Raw genomic sequence first — 24,546 nt, 5'->3', positions numbered from 1 at the left:
GGGCGCCGGCCGGCGAGCGGCGGCGCCCCCGGCCCGCTCAGCGCGCCACCCGGATCCCGACCAGCGGCGCCGTCCGGCCGCGAGCGGCGCGGCGGATCGTGATCGTCACCGTCTTCGTGACCGCGCGGCCACCGCTCGGGCGGAAGACGACGGTCAGCGTCCGCCGGCCCGCCTTCAGCGACGAGGGCAGCCGCAGGGCCAGGCCGACGGTGCCGGCGCGGGCCACCCGGGCGCTGCCGCGGGCCAGTCGCCGCCGGCCCTGGCGCAGGGTCAGCTCGACCGTGCCGGCCGCCGTCAGCGTCGCCCGCAGCGGCAGCCGGCGGCGGCTGGCGGTGAGGGTGAACCGCTTCGGGGCGACCAGCCGCAGGCCGCCGGCCCGCAGCTGCTGGCTGCCGCCTCCGCCGCTGTCGCGCGAGACCGCCGCCGGCGAGGGCGCCGTGGTGGCGGTGACCGCGCCGGCGACCGCGGTGGCGATGCCGCCGCCGGTGCTGCCGCCGGAGCCGCCGGTCGAGCCGCCGCCGCTGCCGCCGCCGGTCGACCCGCCGCCCGAGCCGCCCGTGCCGCCACCGGTCGACCCACCGCCGGAGCCGCCACTGCCGCCACCCGTCGACCCGCCACCGGTCGACCCGCCGCCACCGGTCGACCCGCCACCGCCGGTCGACCCGCCACCGCCGGTCGACCCGCCACCACCGGGCGCTGCCGCGACGGTGATCGTGACCGTCGCGCTGCCCTCGTTGCCGGCCCCGTCGGCGGTGGTCGCCCGCGCGACGTAAGTGCCCGGCTGGTTGTAGGCGTGGCTGGCGCTGGCCCCGCTGCCGGAGCCGCCGTCGCCGAAGTCCCAGGCGTACTGGCCGCTGACCCCGGACGTCGGGTCGGCCGCGGTGGCGGTGAAGGCGACCGTCTGGCCGGCGGTGATCGCGGTCGTCCCCGCGCTCGCCGTCACCGTCGGCGGGGTCCGGTCGACGACCACGTCGTCGCAGCTGACCGTCGACAGGTTGGCGTTGTTCGAGGTCGCGTTGGCGAACTGGTTGGGCCCGGTGGTGTTGTCCGGGATCGCGCCGTCGGCGGCCATCGCGCAGACGTACCAGCGACCGTCGCCGCCGACGTTGGCCGTGCAGTCGAAGCTCGTGGTGCGGCTGCTGGGGTCGGCCGGCTGGCTGCAGGCCGCATTCGGCTGGCCGCCCGGCGTGCAGGCGGCCTGGCCGATGCAGACCCAGTTCGACGCCGTCCCGCCGCTGCCGGCCCAGGGCGGACTGGTGGCGTCGGCGTAGTTGATCCGGACCGGCACCGCGGTGCTGCGGGCGTAGGGCGCGCCGCCGGCCAGCCCGACCGTCGCCTGCGGGCGGTTGCGGTCGATGATCGTCCACGGGCAGGCCGAGGAGCCGTCCCACTTCCACAGGTACGGCCAGCGGTAGAAGCCGGACGCGCAGAGGTCGTAGCGGTGGCCGTCGGCCAGGACGGTCGACGTCCCGTTGTACGGCATCGCGGCGTAGTCGGCCAGCGCCGGCGACGGGCCGGAGCGGAGGCTGCCGGTGCAGTTGGACGTGCCCGGTCCGCTGGTGCCGTTGCTGGTCTCCTCCTGCACCTGGCTGCCGTCCGGATACGTGTGGTACGTCTTGAAGCAGAGGTACCACTCGTAGCGGGTGTTGCCGTTCTCGTCGCTGCCGGTGACGGCGGTCCAGCGGTACCAGAAGGCGTTGTTGCCGCTGGTCTTGGTGTAGGTCGGTTCGTTGTAGATCGTCACCGACGCCGTCGCGGGCGCGGCCAGGGCCGTCGCCAGGGTGACGGACGCCAGCAGGAGGACGAGAGCGCGGAGCCACCGCATCGCAGTCACCGGAGACCTTCTTCGTGCCGTTCGGGGGGGGGCGCCCGGGCGGCGCGCAGGGGCGGCCGTCGGGCAGGGCGACGCACGCTAGGCCCGCGCCCCCGGGGTCCGCATCGGTGGAACCACGGAACCTGCGCCGGCGCACGGCGCGTTGCCGTTCTTGCCAGGTGCAGGCGCTTCGCGGAGGATCGGCCGGTCATGACCGCGATCCGCACCACCGCTGCCGCGGAGCTGCTCGGCGTCTCCGCCAGCACCCTGCGGTCGTGGGAGCGCCGCTACGGGTTCCCGACCCCGCAGCGCACCGACGGCGGTCACCGGCAGTACGAGCTGAACGAGATCGACGCCCTCCGCGACGCGCTCGGCCGGACGCCCGACGCCGCCACCGCGGTCGCGGTCGCCCGCCGCGGGGTCGCCGCCGGCGGCGATCCGGAGGGCTGGCGGGGCGCGCCACGCGGACGCGTCGACGCCTCGCCCGTCGACCGGCTGCGGCGGGCGCTGCGCCGCTACGACGAGCCGGACGCCGACCGCGTGGTCGAGGAGTCGCTGCACCTGCGCTCGCTCGAGCGCTCGGTCGACGAGGTGCTGCTGCCGGCGGTCGACCTGCTCGACCGCGAGCACCCGGGATCGGTCGAGTACGCGTTCGCCTGGCGCTGGGCCTCGCGCTGGCTGGCGGCCGCCACCCGCACCGCGCCGCCGGCCCACCGTCCGCACGTGGTGGTGGTGCTCGACGGGACGGCGCCGGGATCGCTCGACGCGCTGCGGGTGCAGGCGCTCGACCTGGCCCTGCGCCGCGCCGGCGTGCTGCCGGTGACCGTCGGCGCCGACCTCCAGCCGAGCGAACTGTCGCGGGCGCTGGGGCGGATCGACCCCCACGCGCTGGTGCTGAGCGGCCGCAGCGTGCCGCTCGACCGGCTCGGGCGGCTGGTCTTCGCCGCCCAGCGCGCGGCCGGCGGCGAGCTGCCGGTGCTCGACTTCCACGGGCCGCTGCTGGAGCGGCGGTCGACCGGCGTCGAGCGGCTGGACGGCGCGCCGCTGGTGGCCCGCTCGCGGCTGCTGCAGGTGCTCGAGGGCGACGACGCCCCGTTCCGCGTCCGCCGCGGACGCTGAGCGCGCGCGGAGCCCGGGGCGACCGGCCCACCCCGGTCGCCCGCGGACGAGGGTCGCTCAGGCGCTCGGCGGCGCCGGCGGATCCTGGTCGTTCTGGTTCGCGGCGCGGCGCGCGGCCGCCTGCTCCTGGGCCGCCTTCAGCGCCTCCTGGCCGCCAGCGGCGTTGAAGATCTGCAGCAGCGCGTAGGCGAAGACGACCAGCAGGATCACGCCGAGGAAGAAGGCGAACCCGAGGTAGCCGTCGCTGAGCCGCTGGATCACGAAGATCAGCGCGAAGAGCAGGGCCGCGGCGCCGATCCCGGCGCTGATCAGGTCGGCCTGCCGTGGCTCGGTGCCGACCAGCTTGGCCACCCGCAGGCCCTCCCAGACGACGAAGCCGATCACGATGATCCAGGCGATCGTGCCCAGCTGATGCCAGCCGCTCTGGCTGACCGAGATGCTGCCCACGGACGCGTGGTACCAGGAGAGGAAGCTGTTGATGATCAGCAGCGCCGCCGCACCGAGCGCGAGCTTGCGCGATGTGGGCAGGGCCTGAAGGTCGGCTTGCGTGGACACGGTGGGGCTCCGTTCGTTCCGCCCCGGTCTGGTACCGGGGTCGGCGCAATCATCGGCGGGCGACCGGCGGATGGCAACCCGGACCCGGTTTCGGCTGGACGTTCGGCCCGCCGGCAACGGGGGACCGACGGCTAGCGGCGGGTCCGCAGCGGCGGTGCCTTGCGCCGCTTCGGCGGTCGCCGGCCGCCAGGCGGATCCTCGATCCGGGCCGGGTCGGCGCCCGGCCGGAGGGCGATCGCCAGCGCCGCCACGGCCAGCACCGCGGCCACCACCAGCCCGACCCAGGCCACCCCGGTGCGGGCCGCGTCGTCGCGCAGCAGCTTGACCACCACGGCGATGACCGCGACCAGCGCCGCCGCCGCGCCGAAGCGGTCCGGGCCGCGCTGCTCGACGACCGCCCCGACCCGCCGGGTCAGCTCCCAGACCACGACCACCAGCGCGGCGCCGCCGGCGATCCAGCCGGCGCCGCTCCAGCCCGCCCGGCCGACCCCGTAGGAGGACTGCCAGTCGAGGAACAGCAGCGCCACCAGCAGCAGCGCGGCGACCAGCGCGATCGCACGGGGAACGGCCGAGGGCGAGCGCTGGTCCACGGTCCGCATCATCCCCGATCGCCCGGCGCACGAGCCCGGACCGCGGCCGGACAGCGCCGATTCCTAGAATCCATCGTCCATGTCGCGCCGCCCCGTCGATCCGAACCAGTCGTTCCCCGCGCTGGAGGAGGCGATCCTGGAGCGGTGGCGCGAGCGCGACGTCTTCCGCGAGTCGCTCCGCCGCCGCGCCGGCGCCGAGCCGTGGGTCTTCTACGAGGGGCCGCCGACCGCCAACGGCCGCCCCGGCAGCCACCACGTCCTGGCCCGCGCGTTCAAGGACATCTACCCCCGCTTCCAGACGATGCGCGGCCGGCTGGTCGAGCGCAAGGGCGGCTGGGACTGCCACGGCCTGCCGGTCGAGATCGCGGTCGAGAAGGACCTCGGCCTCAGCTCGAAGGCGGAGATCGAGGCCTACGGGATCGCCGAGTTCAACCAGCGCTGCCGCGAGTCGGTCTTCGAGTACCTGGAGGACTGGAGCCGGCTGACGGAGCGGATCGGCTACTGGGTCGACCTCGACGACGCCTACCGGACCCTCGACGACGCCTTCATCGAGCGGGTCTGGGGCGCGATCCGGGCGATCGCCGACCGCGACCTGCTCTACGAGGGCCACCGCGTGGTCCCCTACTGCCCGCGCTGCGGCACGGCGCTCTCCAGCCACGAGGTCGCCCAGGGCTACCAGGACGACGTCGACCCCTCGGCCTTCGTCCGCTTCCCGGTCAGCGACCCGGCCGGCTCGGCGCTGCAGCCGGGCGACGCGCTGCTGGCCTGGACCACCACCCCCTGGACGCTGCCGTCGAACGCGGCGCTCGCGGTCCACCCCGAGCTGGAGTACGTCCGCGCCCGCGTCAGCGGCCGTCCCCGCGACGGCGAGAAGGGCAGCGCGCCGGTCGACGGCGGCGAGGTCGTGGTGCTGGCCAAGGCACTGCTCGACCGCGTGGTCCCGACGACCAAGATCGGCGGCGACAACCAGCCGGTCCCCAACGGCACCGAGGTCGAGGTGCTGGAGACCCTGACCGGGGCCCAGCTGGCCGGCGCCCACTACGTGCCGCCGTTCCCGTTCGTCGCCGCCGAGGAGTGGGGCCCGCGCGGCAACACCGTGCTGGAGGCCGACTTCGTCACCGCCGACGACGGCACCGGCGTGGTCCACACCGCGGTCGCGTTCGGCGCCGACGACTACGCGCTCGGGATCGCGGCCGGGCTGACGGTCGTCAACCCGGTCCGGCTCGACGGCACCTACGACGAGCGGATCACGGGTTACGCCGGCCGCCAGGTCAAGGACACCGACCGCGAGCTGGTCGAGGACCTGCGCCGCTCGGGCGCGCTCTGGCTGGCCCGCGACTACGAGCACTCCTACCCCCACTGCTGGCGCTGCGGCACCGCGCTGCTCTACTACGCCAAGCCCTCCTGGTACATCGCGACCTCGAAGCTGCGCGACCAGCTGGTGGCGGCCAACGACCAGGTCGAGTGGCACCCGGAGCACGTCAAGCAGGGCCGCTTCGGCAAGTGGCTGGAGGGCAACGTCGACTGGGCGCTCTCGCGCGAGCGCTACTGGGGGACCCCGCTCCCCGTGTGGCGCTGCGACGGCGACGGCTGCGACCACCTGCACTGCGTCGGCTCGTTCGCCGAGCTGGAGCGGCTCAGCGGGCAGCCGCTGCAGGATCCCCACCGGCCCTACGTCGACGACCTGACCTTCGCCTGCGACCGGCCCGGCTGCGACGGCACGATGCGGCGCGTGCCGGAGGTGATCGACGTCTGGTTCGACTCCGGATCGATGCCGTTCGCGCAGCACGGCGAGGACCTGGCCACCGTCCGCGAGCAGGGCCGCTGGCCGGCCGACTACATCTGCGAGGCCCAGGACCAGACCCGCGGCTGGTTCTACTCGCTGATGGCGATCGCGGTCCTGCTGCAGCAGCCGACCGCGGCCGACGCGCCCCGCGACGGCACGATCCGGGCGACCGCCCACGACGCCGGCGCGCACCTGGCGGAGGCCGACCGCACGGCTCCGCTGCCGCCCTACGAGGACGTCGTCTGCCTGGGCCTGATCCTCGACGCCGAGGGTCAGAAGATGAGCAAGTCGCGCGGCAACATCGTGGTGCCGTGGGACGTGATCGACCGCTTCGGCGCCGACGCCTTCCGCTGGTACTTCTTCACCAGCAAGCAGCCGTGGGACGGCTACCGCTTCTCGACCGAGGCGATCGGCGAGGGCGTGCGGCTGTTCCTGCGCACGCTGTGGAACACCTACGGCTTCCTGGTCCTGTACGAGAACGCCGCGGCGACCACCGGCGCGGCGACGGCGACCGACGCCGATCCGGAGTCGCCCGGCGCGCTGATGGACCGCTGGATCCGCTCGCGGCTGGCGGCCACGGTGACCGAGGTCGGCGAGCGGCTGGAGGCGTTCGACGCGACCTTCGCCGGGCGCGCGATCGCGACCTTCGTCGACGATCTCTCCAACTGGTACGTGCGCCGCTCGCGGCGACGGTTCTGGGACGGCGACCCGGCCGCGCTGGCGACCCTGCGCGAGTGCCTGGTGACGGTGGCCAAGCTGCTGGCGCCCTTCACTCCCTTCGTCGCCGACGAGCTGTACGACAACCTCGACGGGAGCGAGCCGTCGGTCCACCTGACCGACTGGCCGCTGGCCGAGGGCCGCGACGAGCCGCTGGAGGCGGCGATGGCGATCGCCCGCGAGACCGTCCAGCTGGGCCTGGGCGCGCGCGGGCAGTCGAAGCTGAAGGTCCGCCAGCCGCTGCACGAGGCGGTGGTGGTGGCCGCCGACCGCGAGCGCGAGGCGATCGAGCGGCTGGGCGAGATCGTCCGCGACGAGCTGAACGTCCACCGGCTGCGGTTCGTCGAGCACGCCGACGACCTCGGCTCGTACGAGATCAAGCCGAATTACCGCACGCTCGGCCGCCGCTTCGGCAAGGCGATGCCGCAGGCGGCGGCGGCGATTGCGGCCCTCGACCCGGCCCACGCCGCGGCGACGGTCCGCGCCGGCGGCAGCGTCGGGATCAACGTCGACGGCCACGAGCACGAGCTGACCGAGGACGACCTGCTGCTGCGGATGGAGCCGCTGGCCGGCTACCAGCTGGAGCGCGACGGCAGCCACGCGGTCGCGCTGGAGCTGGCGATCGACGATGAGCTGCGGCGCGAGGGGCTGGCGCGCGAGGTCGTCCACGCGATCCAGGCCGCGCGCAAGGGCGCCGGGCTCGAGGTCACCGACCGGATCCACCTGACGCTCGACGGCGACGAGGAGCTGCTGGCCGCGGCCCGCGCCCACCAGGGCTACGTCACCGGCGAGACGCTGACCGAGGCGCTGGAGTACGGCCCGGTCGGCGACGCCGGCGCCCACGCCGCCGAGATCGAGGACCTGCGGCTGCGGGTCGGGGTCGCGCGGGCCTGACGGCCGCGGCTGCGTGCCGCCGGTCACCCGATCGCTCCCACCCGCTCGGTAGCGTGCGGGCCGCGATGGTGTGGTCGTGACCCCAGATCCCGCCGGGCCGGCGCCGGAGCCCGAGGCCGACCCGGAGCCAGCGACCGCCGCGCCGCCCGCGACCGCCGCGGCGGCGCCCGGCGTCCTGCCCGGCGACGGTTCCCCGCCGCTCGGGGTCGACCTGCTCGGCCGCGGGCTCGCCGCGCGCGGGCCGCGGGGACCGGTCTTCGCCCGCGTCGACCTCGACGTGCCGGCCGGCGCGGTGGCGGTGATCCACGGTCCCGGCGGGTCCGGCCGCAGCGCGCTGCTGCTGGCGCTCGGCGGACGGCTGCGGCTGGCGGCGGGCGAGCTGCGGGTCGGCGACGCGCTGGCCGCCGACGGGCTCGCGCCGCTGCGGGCGGCGGCCGCCGTCGCCCGCATCCGCCCCGGCCTCGAGCCGGACGAGGGGCTGGCCGTCCGCGACCTGGAGCGGCAGGCGACGCTCGCCACCGGCGGGCGCTGCGACCCGCGCCGGATCGCCGACGCCTACGCGCTGCTCGACCTCGATCCGCCGCGCGACGCGCTGCTCGGCGACCTCCACCCGCGCGACCAGCTGCTGGTGGCGGTCGCGCTGGTCGCCGCCGAGCACCGGCCGCTGGTACTGGTCGACGACGTCGACCACGGCCTGACCGCCGCCGACCGCGCGGCCGCCTGGGCGGCGCTCGACGGGCTGGCCGCCGCCGGTCCGACGGTGATCGCCACCGCGCTCGAGCCGCCGGAGGCGATCGAGCACGTCGCGATCGCGCTCCCCCACCCGAGCGAGCACCGCCGCGCGGTCGCCCGCGACGCCTCCGCCGACCGGGAGCCCGCCGCGTGACCGCCCTGCGGCTGGCGCTGCTGGAGCTGCGCCGCTTCCGCTCCGGCCTGCCGCGGCTGGCGCTGCTGGCCTTCGCGCTGGTGCCGGTCCTCTACGGCGGCGTCTACCTGTGGTCGAGCTGGGATCCGTTCGGACGGCTCGGCGACGTGCCGGTCGCGGTCGTCAACGAGGACCGGCCGGTGCAGGTGCGCGACCAGACGGTCGACGGCGGCCAGCGGTTCGTCGACCAGCTGCGCCAGAAGCGGGCCTTCGACTGGCGGTTCACCGACGCGGCCGACGCCGCCGACGGGATCCGCGAGGGCCGCTACCTGTTCTCGATCACCGTCCCGCGCGACTTCAGCCGCCGCCTGGCGAGCCCGGTCGGCGGCCAGCCGCGGCAGGCGCAGCTGGAGCTGCGGCTCGACGACGCCAACGGCTTCATCGTCAGCCGGCTGGCGTCGTCGGCCCAGCAGGAGCTGCAGCGGCAGATCAACACCGCCGCGGTGACGACCTACAGCGAGGGCGTGCTGGGCGACGTCGGGACCCTGCGCGACCAGCTCGTCGCCGCCCAGCGGGGGCTGACCGAGGTCCGCCGCGGGACCACCAACGTGACCGCCGGCGCGACCACGCTGCTGCGCGGGCTGGCGCCGCTCGGCTCGGGGACGGCGGCGCTGGCCGGGGCCGGCCACGACCTCGAGCGCGGCCTGGCCCGGGTCGCCCGCACCGCCGACGCGCTCGGCTCGGCGGCGGCCGGGGCGATCGGGCCGCTGACCGCGTCGCTGGCCGACGCCGCGGCCGCCGCCGACGCGACCGCCGGACTGGCGACCGGGCCCGCCGCGCGCTTCGCCGCCCGCACCCGCGCCGTCGACCGGGCGCTGACCCGGCTGGCCCGCGAGCTGCCGGGGCGGATCGCCGACGGCGTCGCCTTCCGCGACCTGCGGACCGCGGCCCGCGAGCTGCGGAGCCGCGCCGCCGACGCCGACCGCGTCGTCCGCCAGGTGGCCGCGACCACCGGCCGGCTGTCGCGGCGCGCCCGCGAGCTGCGGGCCGGCGGCACCGACACCGCCCGGCGGCTGCGCGGCGCGGGCGGCGCCGACGACCTGGCGCGGGCGGCGCGCGGCGCGTCGAGCGGTCTCGACGCGCTCCAGCGGGCGGTCGGCGGTGCGTTGCCGGGGGCCCGGCAGCTGGTCGACGCGACCCGCTCGCTCGACCGCGGGGTCGCCGCGATCCAGCAGCGGGTGGCGGCGAGCCTGCGCCAGATCCCCTCGCCCGACGCCCGCGAGCGGGCGCGGACGGCGAAGGTCCTCGGCTCGCCGGTGACGATCCGGACGATCGAGGACCACCCGGCGGTGCTCTACGGCCGCGGCCTGGCGCCGTTCTTCTTCCCGATCGGCCTCTGGGTCTTCAGCATCTTCGTCTTCTTCCTGCTGCGACCGCTGAACCCGCGGCTGCTGCTGGCGGGAACGCCGGCGCGGACGGTCGCGCTGGTCGGCTGGCTGCCGGCGGCGGCGATCGGCGCGGTCGGCGCGCTGGTGCTGTTCCTCGCCGTCCAGCTGGGGCTCGGGCTCGACGCCGCCAAGCCGTTCGCGACGATCGGGGTGCTGGTGCTGACCGTCGCCACCTTCGCGGCGATCGTCCAGCTGCTGCGGGCCTGGCTGGGGGCGCCGGGCGACCTGGTGGCGCTGGTGCTGCTGATGATGCAGCTCGGCTCGGCCGGCGGCCTCTACCCGCTGCAGACGACCGACGGGATCTTCCAGGTGCTGCACCCGCTGATGCCGATGAGCTACGTCGTCGACGCGCTGCGGGTGACGATCTCCGGCGGCCAGGCCGGCCACGCGGTCCGCGCGGTGGTGGTGCTGCTCGGGTTCGCGATCGCCGCGCTGGCGCTGACCGCGCTGGTGGCGCGGCGCCGGCGGGTCTGGACGATCGACGAGCTGAAGCCGGCGGTCGAGCTGTGAACGACGACGGGCCGCGGCGCTGCGCCGCGGCCCGTCGGGGATCAGGCGAGGATCCGGTCGATCTCGGCGTTCAGGCGCGGCTTCGGCATCGCGCCGACGATCTGGCCGACGGCCTGACCGTTCTTGAAGACGATCATCGTCGGGATCGACATGATCCCGTACTTCGCCGCCGTCTGCTGGTTGTCGTCGGTGTTGAGCTTCACGACGCGGACGTCTTCGCGCTCGCCGTCGATCTCCTCGAGCACCGGGCTGACGGCACGGCACGGACCGCACCAGGGCGCCCAGAAGTCGACGAGCGTCGCCTGCTCGTGCTCGATGACCTCGGCCTGGAAGTTGGAGTCGGTGACCTCGGGGACGGAACCCGCCATTGCTGCTCCTAGAGACGTGCGTGGAGGCACTGCCGGCATCGAATCCGAAGCGATGCCGTGCCATCACTATACAAAATGAAGTGCCCACGGCCAAACGCCGGGGGACCTGGCTCCCAGGCTACCCCAACCACCGCCGCCGGCCGTCACGTTCCGGTCACCGAACGTCCAGAACGTCACAGCGGGCGGGGATGGGCGGACGATGGGCGGACGGCTGAAAGTTCTTCAGCCAACGCTACGATGGCTCGCCGATGCGTTCCCCCGCCCTCCTCGCCCTCGCGACCGCGGTCGCGGCCACGGCCCTCGCCGGCTGCGGCGGTGACGACGGCGGAGCGACCACCCACGTCGAGACCGGCGGGCCGAGCCCGGGCGCCCCGCAGACGACGGTGGCGGTCGAGCGGCTGCCGGCGCTGGTCTACGCCAGCAACCGCGAGGGGCCGTACCGGCTCTTCGCCAGCGACCCCGCCGGCGGTCAGCCGCTGCGGGTGACCAACGAGCAGGCGACCTTCCCCGCCTGGACCCCCGACGGCCGGCGGCTGACCTTCGTCACCGAGCAGCGCGGCGCCGCCCCCGGCGCCAGCCACGGTCACGACGACGAGGGCGAGCAGGACCCGCACGAGCACGGTCTGGCCGAGGGCGACCAGGTGACGATCGCCGCGGTCGCGCTGGCCGGCCCGCAGCGGGCGGTGGCGACCTTCCCGACCGGCTCGCGGATCCCCTCCCACCCGACCCTCCGGAGGGTCGACGGCCACGACCAGATCGCCTACCAGGCCGCCGCCCTCGGGTCGGGCGAGTCGCCGTCGATCAACGGCCCCAGCGACATCGACGTGCTGGCGCCGACCGAGAGCGCCCGCCGCACGCTGGTGACCGCCGGCGGCGCCGCCTACCAGCCGGCTTGGTCGCCCGACGGCCGCCGGCTGGCGGTGGCGCTCGGGACGCCGCGCTGCCGCAGCCGCCGCTGCGACCAGACCCTGGTCCTGCGCCGCCCCGACGGCGGCCGCGACCGGACCCTGGTCGCCGACGGCGTCGCCGGCGCCCCCGCCTGGTCGCCCGACGGCCGCACGATCGCCTTCACCTGGGACCGCGGAGACGGTCCCGCCCTCTGGACGGTCGCCGTCGCCGGCGGACGCCCGCGCGCGGTGCCGGGCGGCGGACCCTCCGCCTCGGAGCCGACCTGGTCGCCCGACGGCCGCCGGCTGGCCTTCTCGCGCGGGTGCGACATCCACGTGGTCGCCGTCGCCGGCGGGCGCAGCCGCAACCTGACCCGCTCGCCCGGGGTCTGCGAGATCTCGCCGACCTGGCGCCCGGCCGGCTAGCCCCCCCCCGGGCCCGCCCGGCGCGCAGCCCCACGCCTGGCGGGTCGACGCTTGACTTCGCCCGGCCGCGATGGGAGGCTCGCCGACCACTTCCTGAAAAGTTTTCAGGAGTCGTCCGTTGGCCCGCGCCGCGCCTGCGCGCCGCACGAAGACCCGAGGTGACCCCGATGTCCGCACCCCCGCGCCCACGTCCTCCGCAGCGATCGCGATGGCGGCCGGGCCGCCTGTCCGCGCTGCTGCTGGTGGCGCTGCTGGCTGCCGTCGCCGTCGTCGCCGGCCGCACTGGCGGCGACGCGCAGGCGGCCGACGCGCCGAAGGCCGACACGGTCTTCCTCAACGGCCGCGTGATGCTGTTCCCGAAGGGCGACGGCTCGCCCGCCTCGCTGATGGCGCCGACGCTCGACTGGGCGCAGGCGGTCGCGGTCACCGACGGCACGATCAGCTACGTCGGCGAGGACGTCGGCGCCCGCGCCCAGATCGGCCCGGACACGAAGGTCGTCGACCTGCGCAACAAGCTGCTGATGCCGAGCCTCGGCGACGGCCACCTGCACGGCGGCAACCCGCCGCAGTGCGACCTGAACTACGAGGGCGGCACGATCGACACCGTCCTCAAGAAGCTGAAGGACTGCCTCCAGCGCGAGGACCAGGCGCCGCACCCGAACAGCAACTACCGCCTGACCGCCAGCAACCTGATGGGCGACGGGCTGCTGCCGCGCGGCGCCCGGCTCGACCGCCACGTCCTCGACCGGCTCAGCAAGGACCCGAGCGAGGATCCGTACGGCACCGGCACCACCCGCCCGATCGTCGTCCGCAACATGGACGGCCACAAGTCCTACACGAACACCAAGGCGCTCCAGAACGGCAACGTCACCGCCGCCACGCCCGACCCGCCCGACGGCTTCATCGGCCGCGACCCCGACGGCACGCCCAACGGCCAGTTCGCCGACTGGAGCGCCAACTGGGGGCCGTCGCTGCCGTCGCTGCCCGACGCCGCCTACAAGGGCAGGCTCGCGAACTACGCCTACGCCAACAGCCTCGGGATCACCAACGTGATGCACCCCGGCGGCAGCCGCAGCTCGCTCGACCTGCTGAAGCGGATCGCCGACGACGGCAAGCTGACCGTGCGCGTCAACCAGGCGCTCAGCGCCGGCCAGGTCCGCGGCGAGGACGACCCGGCGGTGCTGAAGTCGTTCGTCAACGGGCTCGACGCCGTCAAGAAGGACTTCAACGGCTACGAGAGCCCGGCCAGCCCGGGCGCGATCGAGGTCGACACGGTCAAGGTCTTCTGCGACGGCGTGCCCGAGTTCCCCGGCCAGACCGCGGCGATGCTGCGGCCCTACCGGGTCAACGTCGGCACCGCCGAGAACCCGCAGTGGGTGCCCGGCGACCGCCGCGGCGAGGAGCCCTCCTGCGAGGACGCCACCGCCGGCTTCAAGGCGCTCGACGCCGACCGCTGGAACATCCACGTCCACTCGCTCGGCGACCGCTCGACGCGGGTCACGCTCGACAACTACGAGGCCGCGGCGAAGGCCAACGCCAGCTGGGACCGCCGCCACCAGATCACCCACCTGGAGTTCGTCGACCGCGCCGACCTGAAGCGGTTCGGGCAGCTCGGCGTCGTGGCCAGCATGACCGGCCAGTGGAACCAGCGCGACGGCTGGTCGATCGACGGCATCGAGGGCTACGTCGAGCCCGACCGGATGGACAACATGTACCCGTCGAAGGACATCATCGCCGGCGGGGGCGTCGTCTCCCAGGGCAGCGACTGGCCGGTCACCAACCTGCTGCCGTGGGCGGCGATCGAGCAGTTCGTCACCCGCGAGGGGCAGGTCGACCCGGCCAAGGCGATCTACCCCGGCGCGCTCAACGGCAAGGACGGGATCGCGCTCGCCCAGGCCTACCGGGCGTCGACGATCGGCGTCGCGTACCAGCTGCACCTGGAGGACGTCACCGGCTCGATCGAGGTCGGCAAGGCGGCCGACCTGATCGTGGTCGACGCCGACCCGTTCTTCGTCGCCGGCCTGACCGACGCGCTCCAGCAGGCCCGCCAGGACCGCGACGCGGCGAAGGCGCGGGTGGCCGACGCGACCGCTGAGCGCGCCACCGCCGACGGGGCCGTGGCCGCGGCGAAGGCCGCCGCCGGACGGGCGAGCGCCGCCGAGCAGGCCGCCGGCGGGGCCCGCGCCGGCAGCGCCCAGCAGCTGGCCGCGGCGAGCAGGGCGCGGACCTCGACCTGGGCCCGCTACACGGCGGCGAAGAAGGCCCGGCGGACCGCGTCGGCCAAGCGCCGCAGCGCCCGTGCCGCCGTCAAGCGCCGCAGCACCGCCGCCCGCCGCCAGGCGCTGCGGACGGCCGACCGCCGCTACAAGGCGGCCGACCGCAAGCGCACCAGCACCCGCGCAACCGCGCTGCGGGCCGCCGCCGCCGAGACCGCGGCGCGGCAGGCCGACGAGCGTGCCGCCCAGGCGCTGGCCAGCGCCCGCGACGAGGCCGCCAAGGCCGCCGCCGCGGTCGAGGCCGCCGAGCGCGGCGCCGCGGCGTCCGCCGCCGCCCTCGCCGAGGCCGAGCGGGCGGTGAGCGACGCCGAGGCCCGGATCGCCGACCTCGACCCGCGCGAGAAGGCGGCGCGCGAGGCCGCCGTCAAGCAGATCTCGGAGACGAAGGTCCTGACGACGCTGCTCGCCGGGCAGGTCGTCTACGCCGCCGAGGGCAACCCGCTCGGCCTCAGCGCCGAGTAGCCGACGACCGGTCCCGGGGCGGTTCGCCGCTCCGGGACCGCCGCCGGCCGCCGTCACGGCGCCGGCAGGTGCTGCTCGAGCGCCCGCGCCAGCAGCTCGCGGGCGCGGTCGAGCGGCAGGGTCCCGGCCAGCCAACGCAGGCTGAGGCCCTCGATCAGGCCGGTCAGCAGCTCGGCGGTGTCCTGCGGGGAGACGTCGGCCGCGAGCTCGCCGGCGGCGACCGCCGAGGCGATCGTCCGCGCCACCTTCTCGTTCCAGGCGTCGGTCACCCGCTGGAGCCCGTCGCGCAGCGCCGGCTCGAAGACGGCCGAGGCGCTGACCTCGTTCCAGACGATCGAGTTGTCGCGGACCGCGGCGGCCTGGTCCAGCTCGCGCATCAGCGCCGCGATCAGCCGCCGCCGGACCTCGCCGGCACCGGTCCCGCCGTCGGCCTCGTCGAGCATGCTCGGGGCCTGCTCGTTGGCGTGGTTGAGCGCCGCGTTGACGAGCGCGGAGCGGTCGGCGAAGTAGTAGTAGAGGAGGGCATTCGAGATCCCCGCCTCGCGCGCGACGTGCTCGACCCGGAGGCCGCGGACGCCACTGCGCGCGATCACGTTCGCCGCGGCCTCGACGATCGCTCCCCGGGCGTTGGGGCGGCGACGGGTCGCGGGCTTGGCGGTCATGGCGGGAAGGGTAGTCGCGCGGACCGCGGGGGCTCGTGCCGGGCGCCGCTAGGGACGGCGGCCGACGCTCGACGCGGCCGGCGGCACCTCGCCGGCGGCGGGACCGTCGAGCGGGCGTGCCGGCGGCCGCCAGCCGGAGCGGCGCAGCGCCGGCACCAGCACCGCCGCCTCGCGCGCGATCCCGAAGTGCATCTTCGACTCGCCGGCGGTGCGGTCGCGGAAGACGATCGGGACCTCGACGACCGAGAAGCCGGAGAGGACCGTCCGCCAGGTCAGCTCGACCTGGAAGGCGTAGCCGCGCGAGCGGACCGTGGCCAGCTCGATCGAGCGCAGGACCTCGGCCCGGAAGCACTTGAAGCCGCCGGTCAGGTCGCGGATCTTCAGCCCCAGCGTGCGGCGGGCGTACCACGACCCCCCGCGCGAGATGAACCGCCGCAGCAGCCCCCACTCGGCGACACCGCCGCCGGGCACGTAGCGCGAGCCGAGCGCCAGGTCGGCCCCGTCGCGGACCGCGCCCAGCAGCCGCGCCAGGTCGCGCGGGTCGTGGGAGAGGTCGGCGTCCATCTCCATCACGTGGCTGGCGCCGGCGTCGAGCGCGACCCCGAAGCCGGCCAGGTAGGCGGGCCCGAGCCCCTGCGGCGCGTCGCGGTGGAGGACCTCGACCTGGCCGGGATGGGCGGCGACGAGGCGGTCGGCGATCTCGCCGGTGCCGTCCGGTGAGCGGTCGTCGACGACCAGGATCCGGAAGCCCTCGGGGCACGCCGCGGCCAGCACCTCGCGGGAGAGCCCCACGACGCGCTCGAGGTTCTCGGCCTCGTTGTAGGTCGGGATCACCAACCAGGGAACGTTGGCGTCCGTCGCCATCGAGCCGTACACGCTAGAGATCGGGCCGCCGCCGGGCGTCGCGGTACGCGGGCCCGCGGATCGCCCCGGATCAGCCCAGCAACGCGGGCAGCAGCTGCTCGCGGACCGTCCGATCGACGGCCTGCTCGCCGAACCGCTCGCCGAGCAGGGCCCGCGATCGGGCGGCGTCGGCGTCGGCCGTCGCCGCCGGCAGGTCGAGGGCGCGGCGGACCGCGGCGGCGAGCGCGTCGGGGTCGTCGGGCCGGTCGACCACGGCCGCCCGGTCGACGGCCCGCAGCAGCGTCAGCGCCACGTAGGCGCCGGGGGCGGTGGTGGTGACCACCCGGCAGCCGGCGGCCAGCGCCTCCAGCTGGACCAGGCCGTGGTCCTCGCGGCGGGGGGCGCAGACCAGCGTCCGCGCCCGCCCGAGCAGCGCGGCGAACGCGTCGCGGTCGAGGCGGCCGGCGTCGCGGACGCCCTCCGGCGCCGCCGCCAGCGCGCCGCGCGGGGCACCGCAGACGACCAGCTCCTCGCCCGGGCGGCGGGCCCGGGCCCAGGCGGCGAGGATCCGGTCGAGCCCCTTCTTGGCCGGGTCGGCGGCGTAGGCGACCGCGGCCACGTCGCGCTCGGTCCACGGTCGCGGCGGCGGACCGAGGGCGACCGGCGGCGGCACCACCACCGCGGGCGGCCGCGGCTGCGGGACCTCGGCCAGCGCCTCGGCCGACTGCGGCACCAGCAGCGGGCAGCGGCGCAGCAGCAGCCGCTCGCGCGGGCGCTGCCAGGCGCCGTGGCGGCCGGGCCGGTTGGCGGCCATCGCGGCGTCGAGCCGGATCGCCCCCGGCCGCGGCCACAGCAGCGCCGCGCCGACGCTGCCGTAGACGATCGCCCGCGGCCGGTGCTCGCGCAGGCCCGCCTGCGCCGCCCGCCGCGCCGCCGCCGCCCAGACCAGGTCGGTGAGGGCCATCGTCCGCACCGCCGGCGGCGGCGTCGGCCGCACCAGCGCGACCCGCGCGCCGGCCCGCTCGAGCGCCCCGGCGAGCGCGTCGTCGACCGCCCGCAGGCCGCTGGTCGAGCCGAGCGAGACGAGGAGGACGTCGGCGGGGAGGCGAGACATCGACGCCCGCAAGGGTACGGCTACGGCTCGACCAGCCCCCGCCGGATCGCGTAGCGCGCCAGCTCGACCCGGTTGCGCAGCCCCAGCTTCTCGAGCACGTTCGAGCGGTGGCGCTCGACGGTGTGGGGGCTGATCGTCAGCGCCTGGGCGATCTCGTCGGTCGTGCGGCCCTCGGCGATCAGCTGGACGACGTCCTGCTCGCGCGGGGTCAGCAGGTCGTCGGGCAGCGGCGCGCCGTTGCGGGCGCCCTCCAGGTAGTCGCGGACGATCGCCCGCAGGGCCCGCGGGTAGAGGAACGCCTCGCCCCGCATCGCCGCCCGGCAGGCGTCGACCAGGTCGCGGTTGGCCGCCGACTTCAGCACGTAGCCGGCGGCGCCGACCTTGACCGCCTCGAACAGGTACTGCTCGCTCTCGTGCATCGAGAGCATCAGGATCCGGGTCCCGGGCCGCTGGCGGTGCAGCTCGCGGGCGGCCTGAAGCCCGCCGCGGCGCGGCATCGAGACGTCGAGCACGGCCAGGTCGACCTCCTCCCTCAGCGCCTGGGCGACCGCCTCGACGCCGTCGCCGGCCTCGGCCACGACCTGCAGGTCGGGCTCGCTCTCCAGCACCAGCCGGATCCCGTCGCGGACCAGCGCGTGGTCGTCGGCGAGCAGGATCCGGGTCCGCAGCGGCACGCTCACGCGACCGCCCCCTCGCCGGTCACCACCAGCGGGGCGCCCGCCGGGAGCCGCACGCGGACGACCGCGCCGCCCTCGTCGGCGAGCGCGATCCGCGCCCCGACCAGCCGCGCCCGCTCGCGCATGCCGGCGATCCCGCGTCCCCCGGCACGGGCGTCGCCGAGCCCGCGGCCGTCGTCGCGGACGGTCAGCTCGACGTCGCCGCCGTCGACCCGCAGGACGATCGTCGCGCGGGTCGCGCCGGCGTGGCGGACGACGTTGGTCAGCGCCTCCTGGGCGATCCGGTAGAGCGCCAGCTCGGCGTCGGGCGCGAGCGGCGGCAGCGGGCCGTCCAGCTCGCGCTCGACCGGGATCCCGCTCTCGTCGGTGACCCGCCGGGCCAGCGCCAGCAGTGCGTTGACCAGCCCCAGGTCGTCGAGCGCCTCGGGCCGCAGCCGGAGGGCGATGCCGCGGACCTCGTCGAGCGCGCGGCTGACGGTGCGCGCGATCGGCTCGCGGGTGGCGCCGTCGATCCCCGCCCGCTCGATCTGGAGCTTGAGCGCGGTCAGGGTCTGGCCCAGCTCGTCGTGCAGCTCGCGGGCGATCCGCCGCTGCTCGGCCTCCTGGGTGGCCAGCATCCGACGGTCGCTGGCGTGCCGCTCCTGGCGGAAGCGGCGCAGCATCTGCTCGAACGACATCAGCAGCTGGTCGACGTCGCGGTCGTCGGGCTCGATCATCCGCCGCAGGTCGGGCACCGGGTCGACGGGGTCGATCTCCTGCATCGCGCGGGCCAGCCGGTGGAGCGGCCGCAGGATCCGCAGCAGCGCGATCCGGAACGCGACCAGCAGCAGCAGCGCGCCGAGCACCAGCACCAGCGCCTCGCCGCCGGTGACCGGCACGCTGACCGTCACCGGCAGCACCAGCAGCCCGATCGTGCCGAGGCCGACCGCCGCCACCGCGAGCAGGAACAGCTGCCGCTCCAGCGACATCCGGATCACGAACGCGGTCATCGAGCAACCGTGACAGAGGGCGCCGGGCGGCGCCCGCAGGCTCAGGCGTCGTCGCCGATCCCGACCACCCGCAGCTCGCGCTCGCGACCGTCGGGCAGCGCCACCCGGACGGTGCTGCCGATCGCCTGGCCGAGCAGCGCGGCGCCGACCGGCGAGGTCGCCGAGACGGTCCCGGTCTGGCCCGGCTCGGGCTCCAGCGAGAGCCGGTAGCGGCGCTGCTTGCGGCCGTCGTCGACCAGCACCGCGGTCCCGATCGCCGCGACCGCGAAGCCGTCGGCGCCGGGCCGGACGACGGCGGCGCGGGCGAGGGCGTGCTCCAGCTCCATGATCCGGCGGTTGGTGGTCAGCCGCTCGGCGTCGGCGCCGGCGTCGCCGCCCGACTCCGACAGCGGGTCGATCCGGACCCGCCCCGAGCGCAGGCGCCACAGCTGCTCCTCCAGCGCGACCAGCTCCGCCTGGGTGACGGGCAGCTGGTCGGTCGACGGGTGCGGTCGAGCGGACATGACCGGGGAGGTTCCCGGCCCGCCGGCCCCGCGCCCATGGCGGGACACGACCATTTGGCGCGCCGGCGGCGGCGAATGGTCGGGAACCGCCATGGAAGGGCGATCGGCCACGACGCACGCTTTCGGGGCATGTCCGCCCTCGGCCGCCACCGGCGTCACCACCCCAGCGACGAGCTGTTCGACGCCGCCTGCGACCTGTTGCAGGCGGCCCGGGCGCTCCAGGACGCCGCGGCCGCGGGAGAGACGCGGTTCGCGTTGCCGGCGACGCTCGGCGCGGTCGAGGCGAGCATGCGCACGCTCGACGACGGGACCGCGCTCCTCACGCGCGAGTTCCCCGCCGGCAGCCCCGAGCAGCAGGCGCTCCGCCGGCTGGCCGTGGCGCTCGGCGCCGCCGCCGGCGCCTGCGAGCAGGCCCGCGCCCAACTGGCCGCCCCGTCGGTCGAGCGGCTGCGGACCCGCCTGCGCGCGGCGCGACCGGTCGACGGGGCCCCGTCGACCTGAGCGTGAGCCCTGGTCCCGGTCGGCCGGCGCGCGGGGCGCCGGCGGCCGGGATCAGACGCTCGACGCCTGGCGCTTGTGCTCGGGGCGGTCGCGGCGCAGGCCCGGCATCCGGACCAGCTTCAGCGGCTCGACCAGCCCGGTCCGCTCGACGTGGAACTCAACCCCGTCGCGCTCCTCGATCGCCTGCACGGCCGACTCCTGCCGCCGCCAGGCCAGCGCCCAGATCAGCAGGAAGCCGGCGGCGACGCCGGTCACCTGCGGCAGCAGCAGCGCGGCCAGGCCGGAGACGAGCGTCGCCACCAGCAGCGGCCAGAGCCGGTTCAGCAGCGTCCGCACCGGGTGGTGCTCGGGCAGCTGGTTGGCGGCGCGGGCGTCGGCCAGGACCCGGGCGATCTGCGGGTTGACCGCGTCGTGGCGGCCGAACCCGATCCCGATCGCCGCCGCGATCAGCCACCAGGTGGCGGAGACGGCCACGCCCGCCGCCTCGCCGTCCGCCATCCCCCGCAGCACGACGAGCAGCGCCAGCACCGACGAGGAGCCGGTGCAGAGCAGCACGGTCGAGCGCAGCAGCTGGCGGAAGGTCATGGGCGGAGCAGCTCCTGGAGGACGGCGCGGATCCCGCGCTGCCCGTCGACGGTCAGGTCGGCCGCCGCGGCGACCTCGGCCGGCGCCTCGCCGTCGCTGACCGCCACGCAGGCGGCCCGCTCCAGGTCGTCCTCGTCGACCAGCGCCCGCAGCCCGGCGAAGGCGTCGAGGTCGGTGCGGTCGTCGCCGGCGTAGAGCGCGGTGCCGTAGCCCCCGCCGGCCAGCAGCCAGCGGACCGCGACGCCCTTGTCGAAGGCGACCGGCGGCCGCAGCTCCAGCACCATCCGCCCGTGGTGGAGGGCCAGCCCCTCGGCCTCGGCCCGCGCGCCGAGCTCGGCGACCAGCGCCTCGGCCCGCGACTCGTCGCCGGAGCCGCGCCAGTGCAGCGCCTGGATCGGGCCCTTGTCCTCGCACCAGACCCCGAGCCGGTCGAGGTCGGGCCGGTCGCGGAGCAGCGTCGCGGCGACCTCGCGAACCCGCGGCTCCCAGGCGGCGACGGCGGGGTTGGTCTCGACCGACGAGGCGCCGCGCCGCAGGACCTCGGTGCCGTGGTTGCCGACGTAGAGCAGCGAGCCGATCCCGACGATCCGCCGCGCGTCGGTCGCCCGCCGGCCGCTGACGCAGGCCACCAGGCCGAACCGCGCCGCGACCTCGGTCAGCAGCCCGCGGGTCGGCGCGGGCACCTCGGCGGCCCCGGCGTGGCGGGTGATCGGGGCCAGCGTGCCGTCGACGTCGAGCAGCACGGCGGCCCGCTCGGGAGCGGCGCGCAGGGGCGCGACGAGGTCGGCGAGCCGATCGTCGGTCACGCCGCCTAGTGTCTCGAATCGGCCGCGGCCCGGCACGACGGCAGGGCTACGATCTCCGCCGTGCCCGGCCGCCGGACCCTCGTGATCGCCGCGATCGGCACCGCCGCCGGGCTCTTCAGCGGGCTCTTCGGCGTCGGCGGCGGGGTCGTGATGGTGCCGCTGCTGATCCTGCTGCTGGGGATGGACGAGCGGCGCGCGACGGCCACCTCGCTGGCCGCGATCGTCCTGATCGCCTCGGCCGCCACGATCACCCAGGGCGCCTACGGCACGCTCCACGTGCTCGAGGGGCTGCTGGTCGGGCTGCCGGCGATCGGCGGCGTGCTGGCCGGCACCTGGATCCAGCAGCGGATCCCGGCCCGGCGGGTCTCGCTGCTGTTCGCGATCCTGCTGGCCGCGGTCGCGCTGCTGATGATCGCCGGAGTCGAGCCGGGCGACGGCGAGACGGTCTCGCGCGATGCCCTCCACGTCGGCGGCGCGCTGGTGATCGGGGCCGCGGCCGGCGTCGTCTCCGGCCTGCTCGGGGTCGGCGGCGGCTCGCTCTTCGTCCCCGGCCTGGCGCTGCTGCTGGGGCTGCCGCACGTCGACGCCGAGGCGACCTCGCTGCTGGCGATCGTGCCGGTGTCGCTGGTCGGGTCGTGGCGCCAGCACCGCTACGGCAACCTCGACCTGCGGGTGGCGGTGACGCTCGGGACGCTGGCGATCCCGGGAGCCCTGCTGGGGGTGGTGATCGTCAACGCGATCCCGTCACGAGCGGCCCAGATCGGCTTCGCGGCGCTGCTGCTGTTCGTCTCGTCGCAGCTGGCGCGGCGCGGGATGCGGTCGCCGGACGGTCCCGAGGCGGCTCCGCGTTGAGGCGCTCCCCGGCACGCGGATCGGCGGTTCGTCCAGCAGCGACCGCCGGCGCTGCGACGGGTACGGCGTACGGTTCGCCCCTGCATCCTGCGGAGGGACGCCCCGGGAGGCCCGTGCGGTCGGCCGAGGACGGTCGACGGGGGTCGACCCGACGGAACGTCCATGGACGGGTGACCGGGTCTGGACGATCGACGTAGTCGATCTGCTTGCGGGAACCCCGACCGACGTGCCAGAATCGATCGCGGCCGGCCCCCCCGGCCATGACGAGCAGGACGTTCCCCAGTGTCACGCTGCGAGACGGTCCCATCCCTCCCGCACCAAGGCGACGACCCACGCCGCGGGAACTAACGCCTCGCAGCATGCGGCTTGACCCCCCGCGTTGCTGACGCACTGAACGTCTCAGCGCGCCGACGATGGTCCACCCCCCATCGTCGGCGCCGCTCGTCGCCCTCGTCCCGCCTCAGCCGTGGCCGAGCCCGTGCTCGAGCGCGTCCTTGATCGCGGCGTCGACCGCGTTCAGCCGGAAGAGCGCCGCCGCCTCCGCCGAGCGGAACCGCCCGCCGGCCCGCTCGGCCCCGTGGTGGGTCAGCACGCAGTGGGCCAGGTGCGCCCAGCGCTGCTCGTCGAGCCCCGCCCGGCGGGCCGGCTCGGAGAGGATCCGCAGCCCCAGCTCGACGTGGCCGAGCAGCTCGCCGACCTCGGTCCGGTCGATCTCGGCGCCGTAGCGGAACTCGCGCGTGCGGCCGAGGTCGTGGACGATCGCCGCGGTCAGCAGCAGGTCGCGGTTGAGGCCCGGGTGGTGGACGCAGGCCTCGTTGGCCAGCGCGCCGACCGCGACCGTGTGCTCCAGCAGGCCGCCGAGGTAGGCGTGGTGGCCGGCGATCGAGCAGGGCGCCTTGCGCCACGCCCGCCGCAGCGGCTCGTCGTCCAGCAGCTCGCGCAGCAGGGCCGCGAACGGCGGGTCGCCGACCTCGCCGGCCAGGCCCTCCAGGAAGCCGTCCAGCTCGTCGAGGTCGCGGTAGGCGACCGGCAGGAAGCGCGCCGGGTCGACGGTCTCCGGGTCGACCCGGCGGACCGCGGTCAGCTCGGCGACGAGGCCGTCGCGGTAGCGGTCGACGGTGCCGGCGACCTGGACCACGTCGCCGCGCTCGAAGGCGCCGTCCCAGCGATCGACGTCGCGGAAGACGCGGGCCGCGATCGTCCCGGTGCGGTCGCGCAGGTCGACCGCCAGGTACGGGCCGGAGCGACCGCTCGCGCGATCCTTGCGGACGCAGGCGAAGACGCCGGCGATCCGGTCGCCGGGACCGAGCGCGGCGACGGTGGGCTCCACGACCGATGACACAGGAGCCATCTTGTACCGTGGCTCGGATGATCCCCCTGCGTTGGGACGACCGTCCGGTCGGGCTGCGGGACCCGGCCCTCGTGTGCGCCTTCACCGGGTGGACCGACGCCGGCGACGCGGCGAGCTCCGCCGTCGGCGTGATGGCGCGCCGGCTCGGCGCCCAGCGCTGCGCGACGGTCGACCCGGAGCTGCTCTACACGATGCAGTCCTACCGGCCGCACATCACGATCCGCGACGGGATCGCCGACGACCTCGAGTGGCCGACGGTCGAGATCCGGACCGCGGTCGTGCCGGCCGCCGGCCGCGACCTGATCCTGGTCAGCGGGCCGGAGCCGGCGATGCGCTGGCGGTCGCTCTGCGAGACGATCGTCGAGACCGCGCGCAGCCTCGGGGCGACCTTCGTCGTGACCCTCGGCGGGCTGCTGTCGGACGTCCCCCACACGCGGCCGGTGCCGCTGACCGGGATCGCCACCGACCTCGAGCTGCTGGCCTCGATCGACGCGATGCTGCCCGACTACGAGGGCCCGACCGGGCTGACCGGCGTGGTCCACGTCGAGGCCCAGCGGCAGGGGCTGCCGGCGGTCTCGCTGCTGGCCCACGTCCCCCACTACGTGGCCGGCGTGCCGAGCCCGAAGGCGACGCTGGCGCTGGTCGAGGCGGTCGAGCACCTGACCTCGGTGCCGGTTCCGACCAAGCGCCTGCGCGACGCGTCGGAGCGCTACGAGCAGCAGGTGACCGAGGCGGTCGACCGCGACCCGGAGCGGCGCGAGCTGCTGCAGCGGCTGGAGCAGATGGCCGACCTGCGCGAGGTGATCGGCAGCGACGAGGACGCCGAGGAGCTGCAGGAGGACCCGCCGCGGCTGGACCTCGGCGAGCTGCCGTCGGGCGACTCGATCGCCCACGACTTCCAGCGCTTCCTGCGCGAGCAGGACCCGTCGGACGAGACCTGACCCGCG

General features: G+C 76.0%; 22 protein-coding genes. 9 read left to right on the top strand and 13 right to left on the bottom strand.

From position 1 onward, the window contains the following. Positions 1–37: 37 nt before the first annotated feature. The gene (locus SH587_RS02065) at positions 38–1,825 is read right to left on the bottom strand and encodes a PKD domain-containing protein (protein WP_320668915.1); all 1,788 of its coding nucleotides are present in this window, start codon (positions 1,823–1,825) and stop codon (positions 38–40) included. A gap of 198 nt (positions 1,826–2,023) precedes the next feature. Here SH587_RS02065 and SH587_RS02060 point away from each other — a divergent pair, with 198 nt between their 5' ends. Continuing rightward, positions 2,024–2,932, top strand: a complete 909-nt coding sequence (locus SH587_RS02060) for a MerR family DNA-binding transcriptional regulator (protein WP_320668887.1) — start codon at positions 2,024–2,026, stop codon at positions 2,930–2,932. A gap of 57 nt (positions 2,933–2,989) precedes the next feature. On the opposite strand, the gene SH587_RS02055 is transcribed toward SH587_RS02060, so the two are convergent. Together SH587_RS02055 and SH587_RS02050 are read right to left on the bottom strand one after the other, a co-directional pair. After that, a complete protein-coding gene (locus SH587_RS02055; RefSeq protein ID WP_320668886.1) occupies positions 2,990–3,487 on the bottom strand; it encodes a hypothetical protein in 498 nt (165 codons plus the stop codon). A 131-nt stretch (positions 3,488–3,618) separates the two neighbouring features. Beyond that, a complete protein-coding gene (locus SH587_RS02050; protein ID WP_320668885.1) occupies positions 3,619–4,077 on the bottom strand; it encodes a hypothetical protein in 459 nt (152 codons plus the stop codon). A 79-nt stretch (positions 4,078–4,156) separates the two neighbouring features. On the opposite strand from SH587_RS02050, the gene ileS reads away from it, so the two are divergent. The 3 genes from ileS to SH587_RS02035 all read left to right on the top strand — a co-directional run bounded on the left by ileS (position 4,157) and on the right by SH587_RS02035 (position 10,297). Next, positions 4,157–7,474 carry an isoleucine--tRNA ligase gene (gene ileS, locus SH587_RS02045; RefSeq protein WP_320668884.1) on the top strand — a complete coding sequence of 1,106 codons (3,318 nt, stop codon included), beginning with the start codon at positions 4,157–4,159 and terminating at the stop codon, positions 7,472–7,474. A gap of 76 nt (positions 7,475–7,550) precedes the next feature. Then, complete coding sequence (locus SH587_RS02040) at positions 7,551–8,360, top strand: ATP-binding cassette domain-containing protein (RefSeq protein ID WP_320668883.1); 810 nt, start codon at positions 7,551–7,553, stop codon at positions 8,358–8,360. Continuing rightward, on the top strand, positions 8,357–10,297 hold the full coding sequence (locus SH587_RS02035; protein WP_320668882.1) for a YhgE/Pip family protein: 1,941 nt from the start codon (positions 8,357–8,359) through the stop codon (positions 10,295–10,297). Before SH587_RS02040 ends, SH587_RS02035 begins: the two co-directional genes overlap by 4 nt. 41 nt (positions 10,298–10,338) lie before the next feature. Here the strand turns inward: SH587_RS02035 and trxA are convergent, their stop codons facing one another. Continuing rightward, complete coding sequence (gene trxA / locus SH587_RS02030) at positions 10,339–10,665, bottom strand: thioredoxin (RefSeq protein WP_320668881.1); 327 nt, start codon at positions 10,663–10,665, stop codon at positions 10,339–10,341. Positions 10,666–10,913: 248 nt separating this feature from the next. Between trxA and SH587_RS02025 the strand changes: the two genes are divergently transcribed. Next, on the top strand, positions 10,914–11,978 hold the full coding sequence (locus SH587_RS02025) for a hypothetical protein (protein ID WP_320668880.1): 1,065 nt from the start codon (positions 10,914–10,916) through the stop codon (positions 11,976–11,978). Between the two features lie 242 nt (positions 11,979–12,220). Continuing rightward, positions 12,221–14,716, top strand: a complete 2,496-nt coding sequence (locus SH587_RS02020; RefSeq protein ID WP_320668879.1) for an amidohydrolase — start codon at positions 12,221–12,223, stop codon at positions 14,714–14,716. Between the two features lie 53 nt (positions 14,717–14,769). On the opposite strand, the gene SH587_RS02015 is transcribed toward SH587_RS02020, so the two are convergent. The 6 genes from SH587_RS02015 to SH587_RS01990 form a co-directional block, all read right to left on the bottom strand. Further along, complete coding sequence (locus tag SH587_RS02015) at positions 14,770–15,378, bottom strand: TetR/AcrR family transcriptional regulator (RefSeq protein ID WP_320668878.1); 609 nt, start codon at positions 15,376–15,378, stop codon at positions 14,770–14,772. A 48-nt stretch (positions 15,379–15,426) separates the two neighbouring features. After that, positions 15,427–16,242, bottom strand: coding sequence for a polyprenol monophosphomannose synthase (locus SH587_RS02010; RefSeq protein WP_320668877.1), 816 nt, complete (start codon positions 16,240–16,242; stop codon positions 15,427–15,429). Positions 16,243–16,312: 70 nt separating this feature from the next. Then, entirely contained in the window at positions 16,313–17,335 is a 1,023-nt protein-coding gene (locus SH587_RS02005; RefSeq protein WP_320668876.1) for a glycosyltransferase, read from the bottom strand. A gap of 20 nt (positions 17,336–17,355) precedes the next feature. Continuing rightward, positions 17,356–18,015, bottom strand: coding sequence for a response regulator (locus tag SH587_RS02000; protein WP_320668875.1), 660 nt, complete (start codon positions 18,013–18,015; stop codon positions 17,356–17,358). Next, a complete protein-coding gene (locus SH587_RS01995) occupies positions 18,012–19,001 on the bottom strand; it encodes a HAMP domain-containing sensor histidine kinase (protein WP_320668874.1) in 990 nt (329 codons plus the stop codon). The genes SH587_RS02000 and SH587_RS01995 overlap by 4 nt, the downstream gene beginning before the upstream one ends. Before the next feature lie 41 nt (positions 19,002–19,042). Beyond that, positions 19,043–19,504 carry a GreA/GreB family elongation factor gene (locus tag SH587_RS01990; protein ID WP_320668873.1) on the bottom strand — a complete coding sequence of 154 codons (462 nt, stop codon included), beginning with the start codon at positions 19,502–19,504 and terminating at the stop codon, positions 19,043–19,045. A gap of 129 nt (positions 19,505–19,633) precedes the next feature. On the opposite strand from SH587_RS01990, the gene SH587_RS01985 reads away from it, so the two are divergent. Continuing rightward, positions 19,634–20,005, top strand: coding sequence for a hypothetical protein (locus SH587_RS01985; protein WP_320668872.1), 372 nt, complete (start codon positions 19,634–19,636; stop codon positions 20,003–20,005). Between the two features lie 51 nt (positions 20,006–20,056). On the opposite strand, the gene SH587_RS01980 is transcribed toward SH587_RS01985, so the two are convergent. Next, positions 20,057–20,590, bottom strand: a complete 534-nt coding sequence (locus SH587_RS01980) for a hypothetical protein (protein ID WP_320668871.1) — start codon at positions 20,588–20,590, stop codon at positions 20,057–20,059. Next, positions 20,587–21,396 (bottom strand): trehalose-phosphatase, encoded by an 810-nt coding sequence (gene otsB, locus SH587_RS01975; protein ID WP_320668870.1) that lies wholly within the window; start codon positions 21,394–21,396, stop codon positions 20,587–20,589. The genes SH587_RS01980 and otsB overlap by 4 nt, the downstream gene beginning before the upstream one ends. A 60-nt stretch (positions 21,397–21,456) precedes the next feature. Between otsB and SH587_RS01970 the strand changes: the two genes are divergently transcribed. Beyond that, complete coding sequence (locus tag SH587_RS01970) at positions 21,457–22,248, top strand: sulfite exporter TauE/SafE family protein (RefSeq protein ID WP_320668869.1); 792 nt, start codon at positions 21,457–21,459, stop codon at positions 22,246–22,248. Positions 22,249–22,708: 460 nt separating this feature from the next. Here the strand turns inward: SH587_RS01970 and SH587_RS01965 are convergent, their stop codons facing one another. Next, the gene (locus SH587_RS01965) at positions 22,709–23,578 is read right to left on the bottom strand and encodes an HD domain-containing protein (RefSeq protein ID WP_320668868.1); all 870 of its coding nucleotides are present in this window, start codon (positions 23,576–23,578) and stop codon (positions 22,709–22,711) included. 38 nt (positions 23,579–23,616) lie between these two features. On the opposite strand from SH587_RS01965, the gene SH587_RS01960 reads away from it, so the two are divergent. Next, positions 23,617–24,540 carry a PAC2 family protein gene (locus SH587_RS01960; RefSeq protein ID WP_320668867.1) on the top strand — a complete coding sequence of 308 codons (924 nt, stop codon included), beginning with the start codon at positions 23,617–23,619 and terminating at the stop codon, positions 24,538–24,540. The last annotated feature ends 6 nt before the right edge of the window (positions 24,541–24,546 follow it).

Source organism: Patulibacter defluvii, assembly GCF_034096925.1.
Taxonomy (GTDB): Bacteria; Actinomycetota; Thermoleophilia; order Solirubrobacterales; family Solirubrobacteraceae; genus Patulibacter; species Patulibacter defluvii.
The sequence above is the reverse complement of the archived record's forward strand: the minus strand, read 5'-3'. Positions and strand labels throughout refer to the sequence as shown.

Excerpts from the sequence above, each read along its gene's own strand:
- SH587_RS02010 (WP_320668877.1), bottom strand. The coding sequence starts at position 16,242 with ATGGCGACGGACGCCAACGTTCCCTGGTTGGTGATCCCGACCTACAAC.
- SH587_RS02005 (WP_320668876.1), bottom strand. The coding sequence starts at position 17,335 with ATGTCTCGCCTCCCCGCCGACGTCCTCCTCGTCTCGCTCGGCTCGACC.
- SH587_RS02065 (WP_320668915.1), bottom strand. The coding sequence starts at position 1,825 with ATGCGGTGGCTCCGCGCTCTCGTCCTCCTGCTGGCGTCCGTCACCCTG.
- SH587_RS01995 (WP_320668874.1), bottom strand. The coding sequence starts at position 19,001 with ATGACCGCGTTCGTGATCCGGATGTCGCTGGAGCGGCAGCTGTTCCTG.
- SH587_RS02015 (WP_320668878.1), bottom strand. The coding sequence starts at position 15,378 with ATGACCGCCAAGCCCGCGACCCGTCGCCGCCCCAACGCCCGGGGAGCG.
- trxA (WP_320668881.1), bottom strand. The coding sequence starts at position 10,665 with ATGGCGGGTTCCGTCCCCGAGGTCACCGACTCCAACTTCCAGGCCGAG.
- SH587_RS01960 (WP_320668867.1), top strand. The coding sequence starts at position 23,617 with ATGATCCCCCTGCGTTGGGACGACCGTCCGGTCGGGCTGCGGGACCCG.
- SH587_RS02060 (WP_320668887.1), top strand. The coding sequence starts at position 2,024 with ATGACCGCGATCCGCACCACCGCTGCCGCGGAGCTGCTCGGCGTCTCC.
- SH587_RS01990 (WP_320668873.1), bottom strand. The coding sequence starts at position 19,504 with ATGTCCGCTCGACCGCACCCGTCGACCGACCAGCTGCCCGTCACCCAG.
- SH587_RS02025 (WP_320668880.1), top strand. The coding sequence starts at position 10,914 with ATGCGTTCCCCCGCCCTCCTCGCCCTCGCGACCGCGGTCGCGGCCACG.
- SH587_RS01985 (WP_320668872.1), top strand. The coding sequence starts at position 19,634 with ATGTCCGCCCTCGGCCGCCACCGGCGTCACCACCCCAGCGACGAGCTG.
- ileS (WP_320668884.1), top strand. The coding sequence starts at position 4,157 with ATGTCGCGCCGCCCCGTCGATCCGAACCAGTCGTTCCCCGCGCTGGAG.
- SH587_RS01980 (WP_320668871.1), bottom strand. The coding sequence starts at position 20,590 with ATGACCTTCCGCCAGCTGCTGCGCTCGACCGTGCTGCTCTGCACCGGC.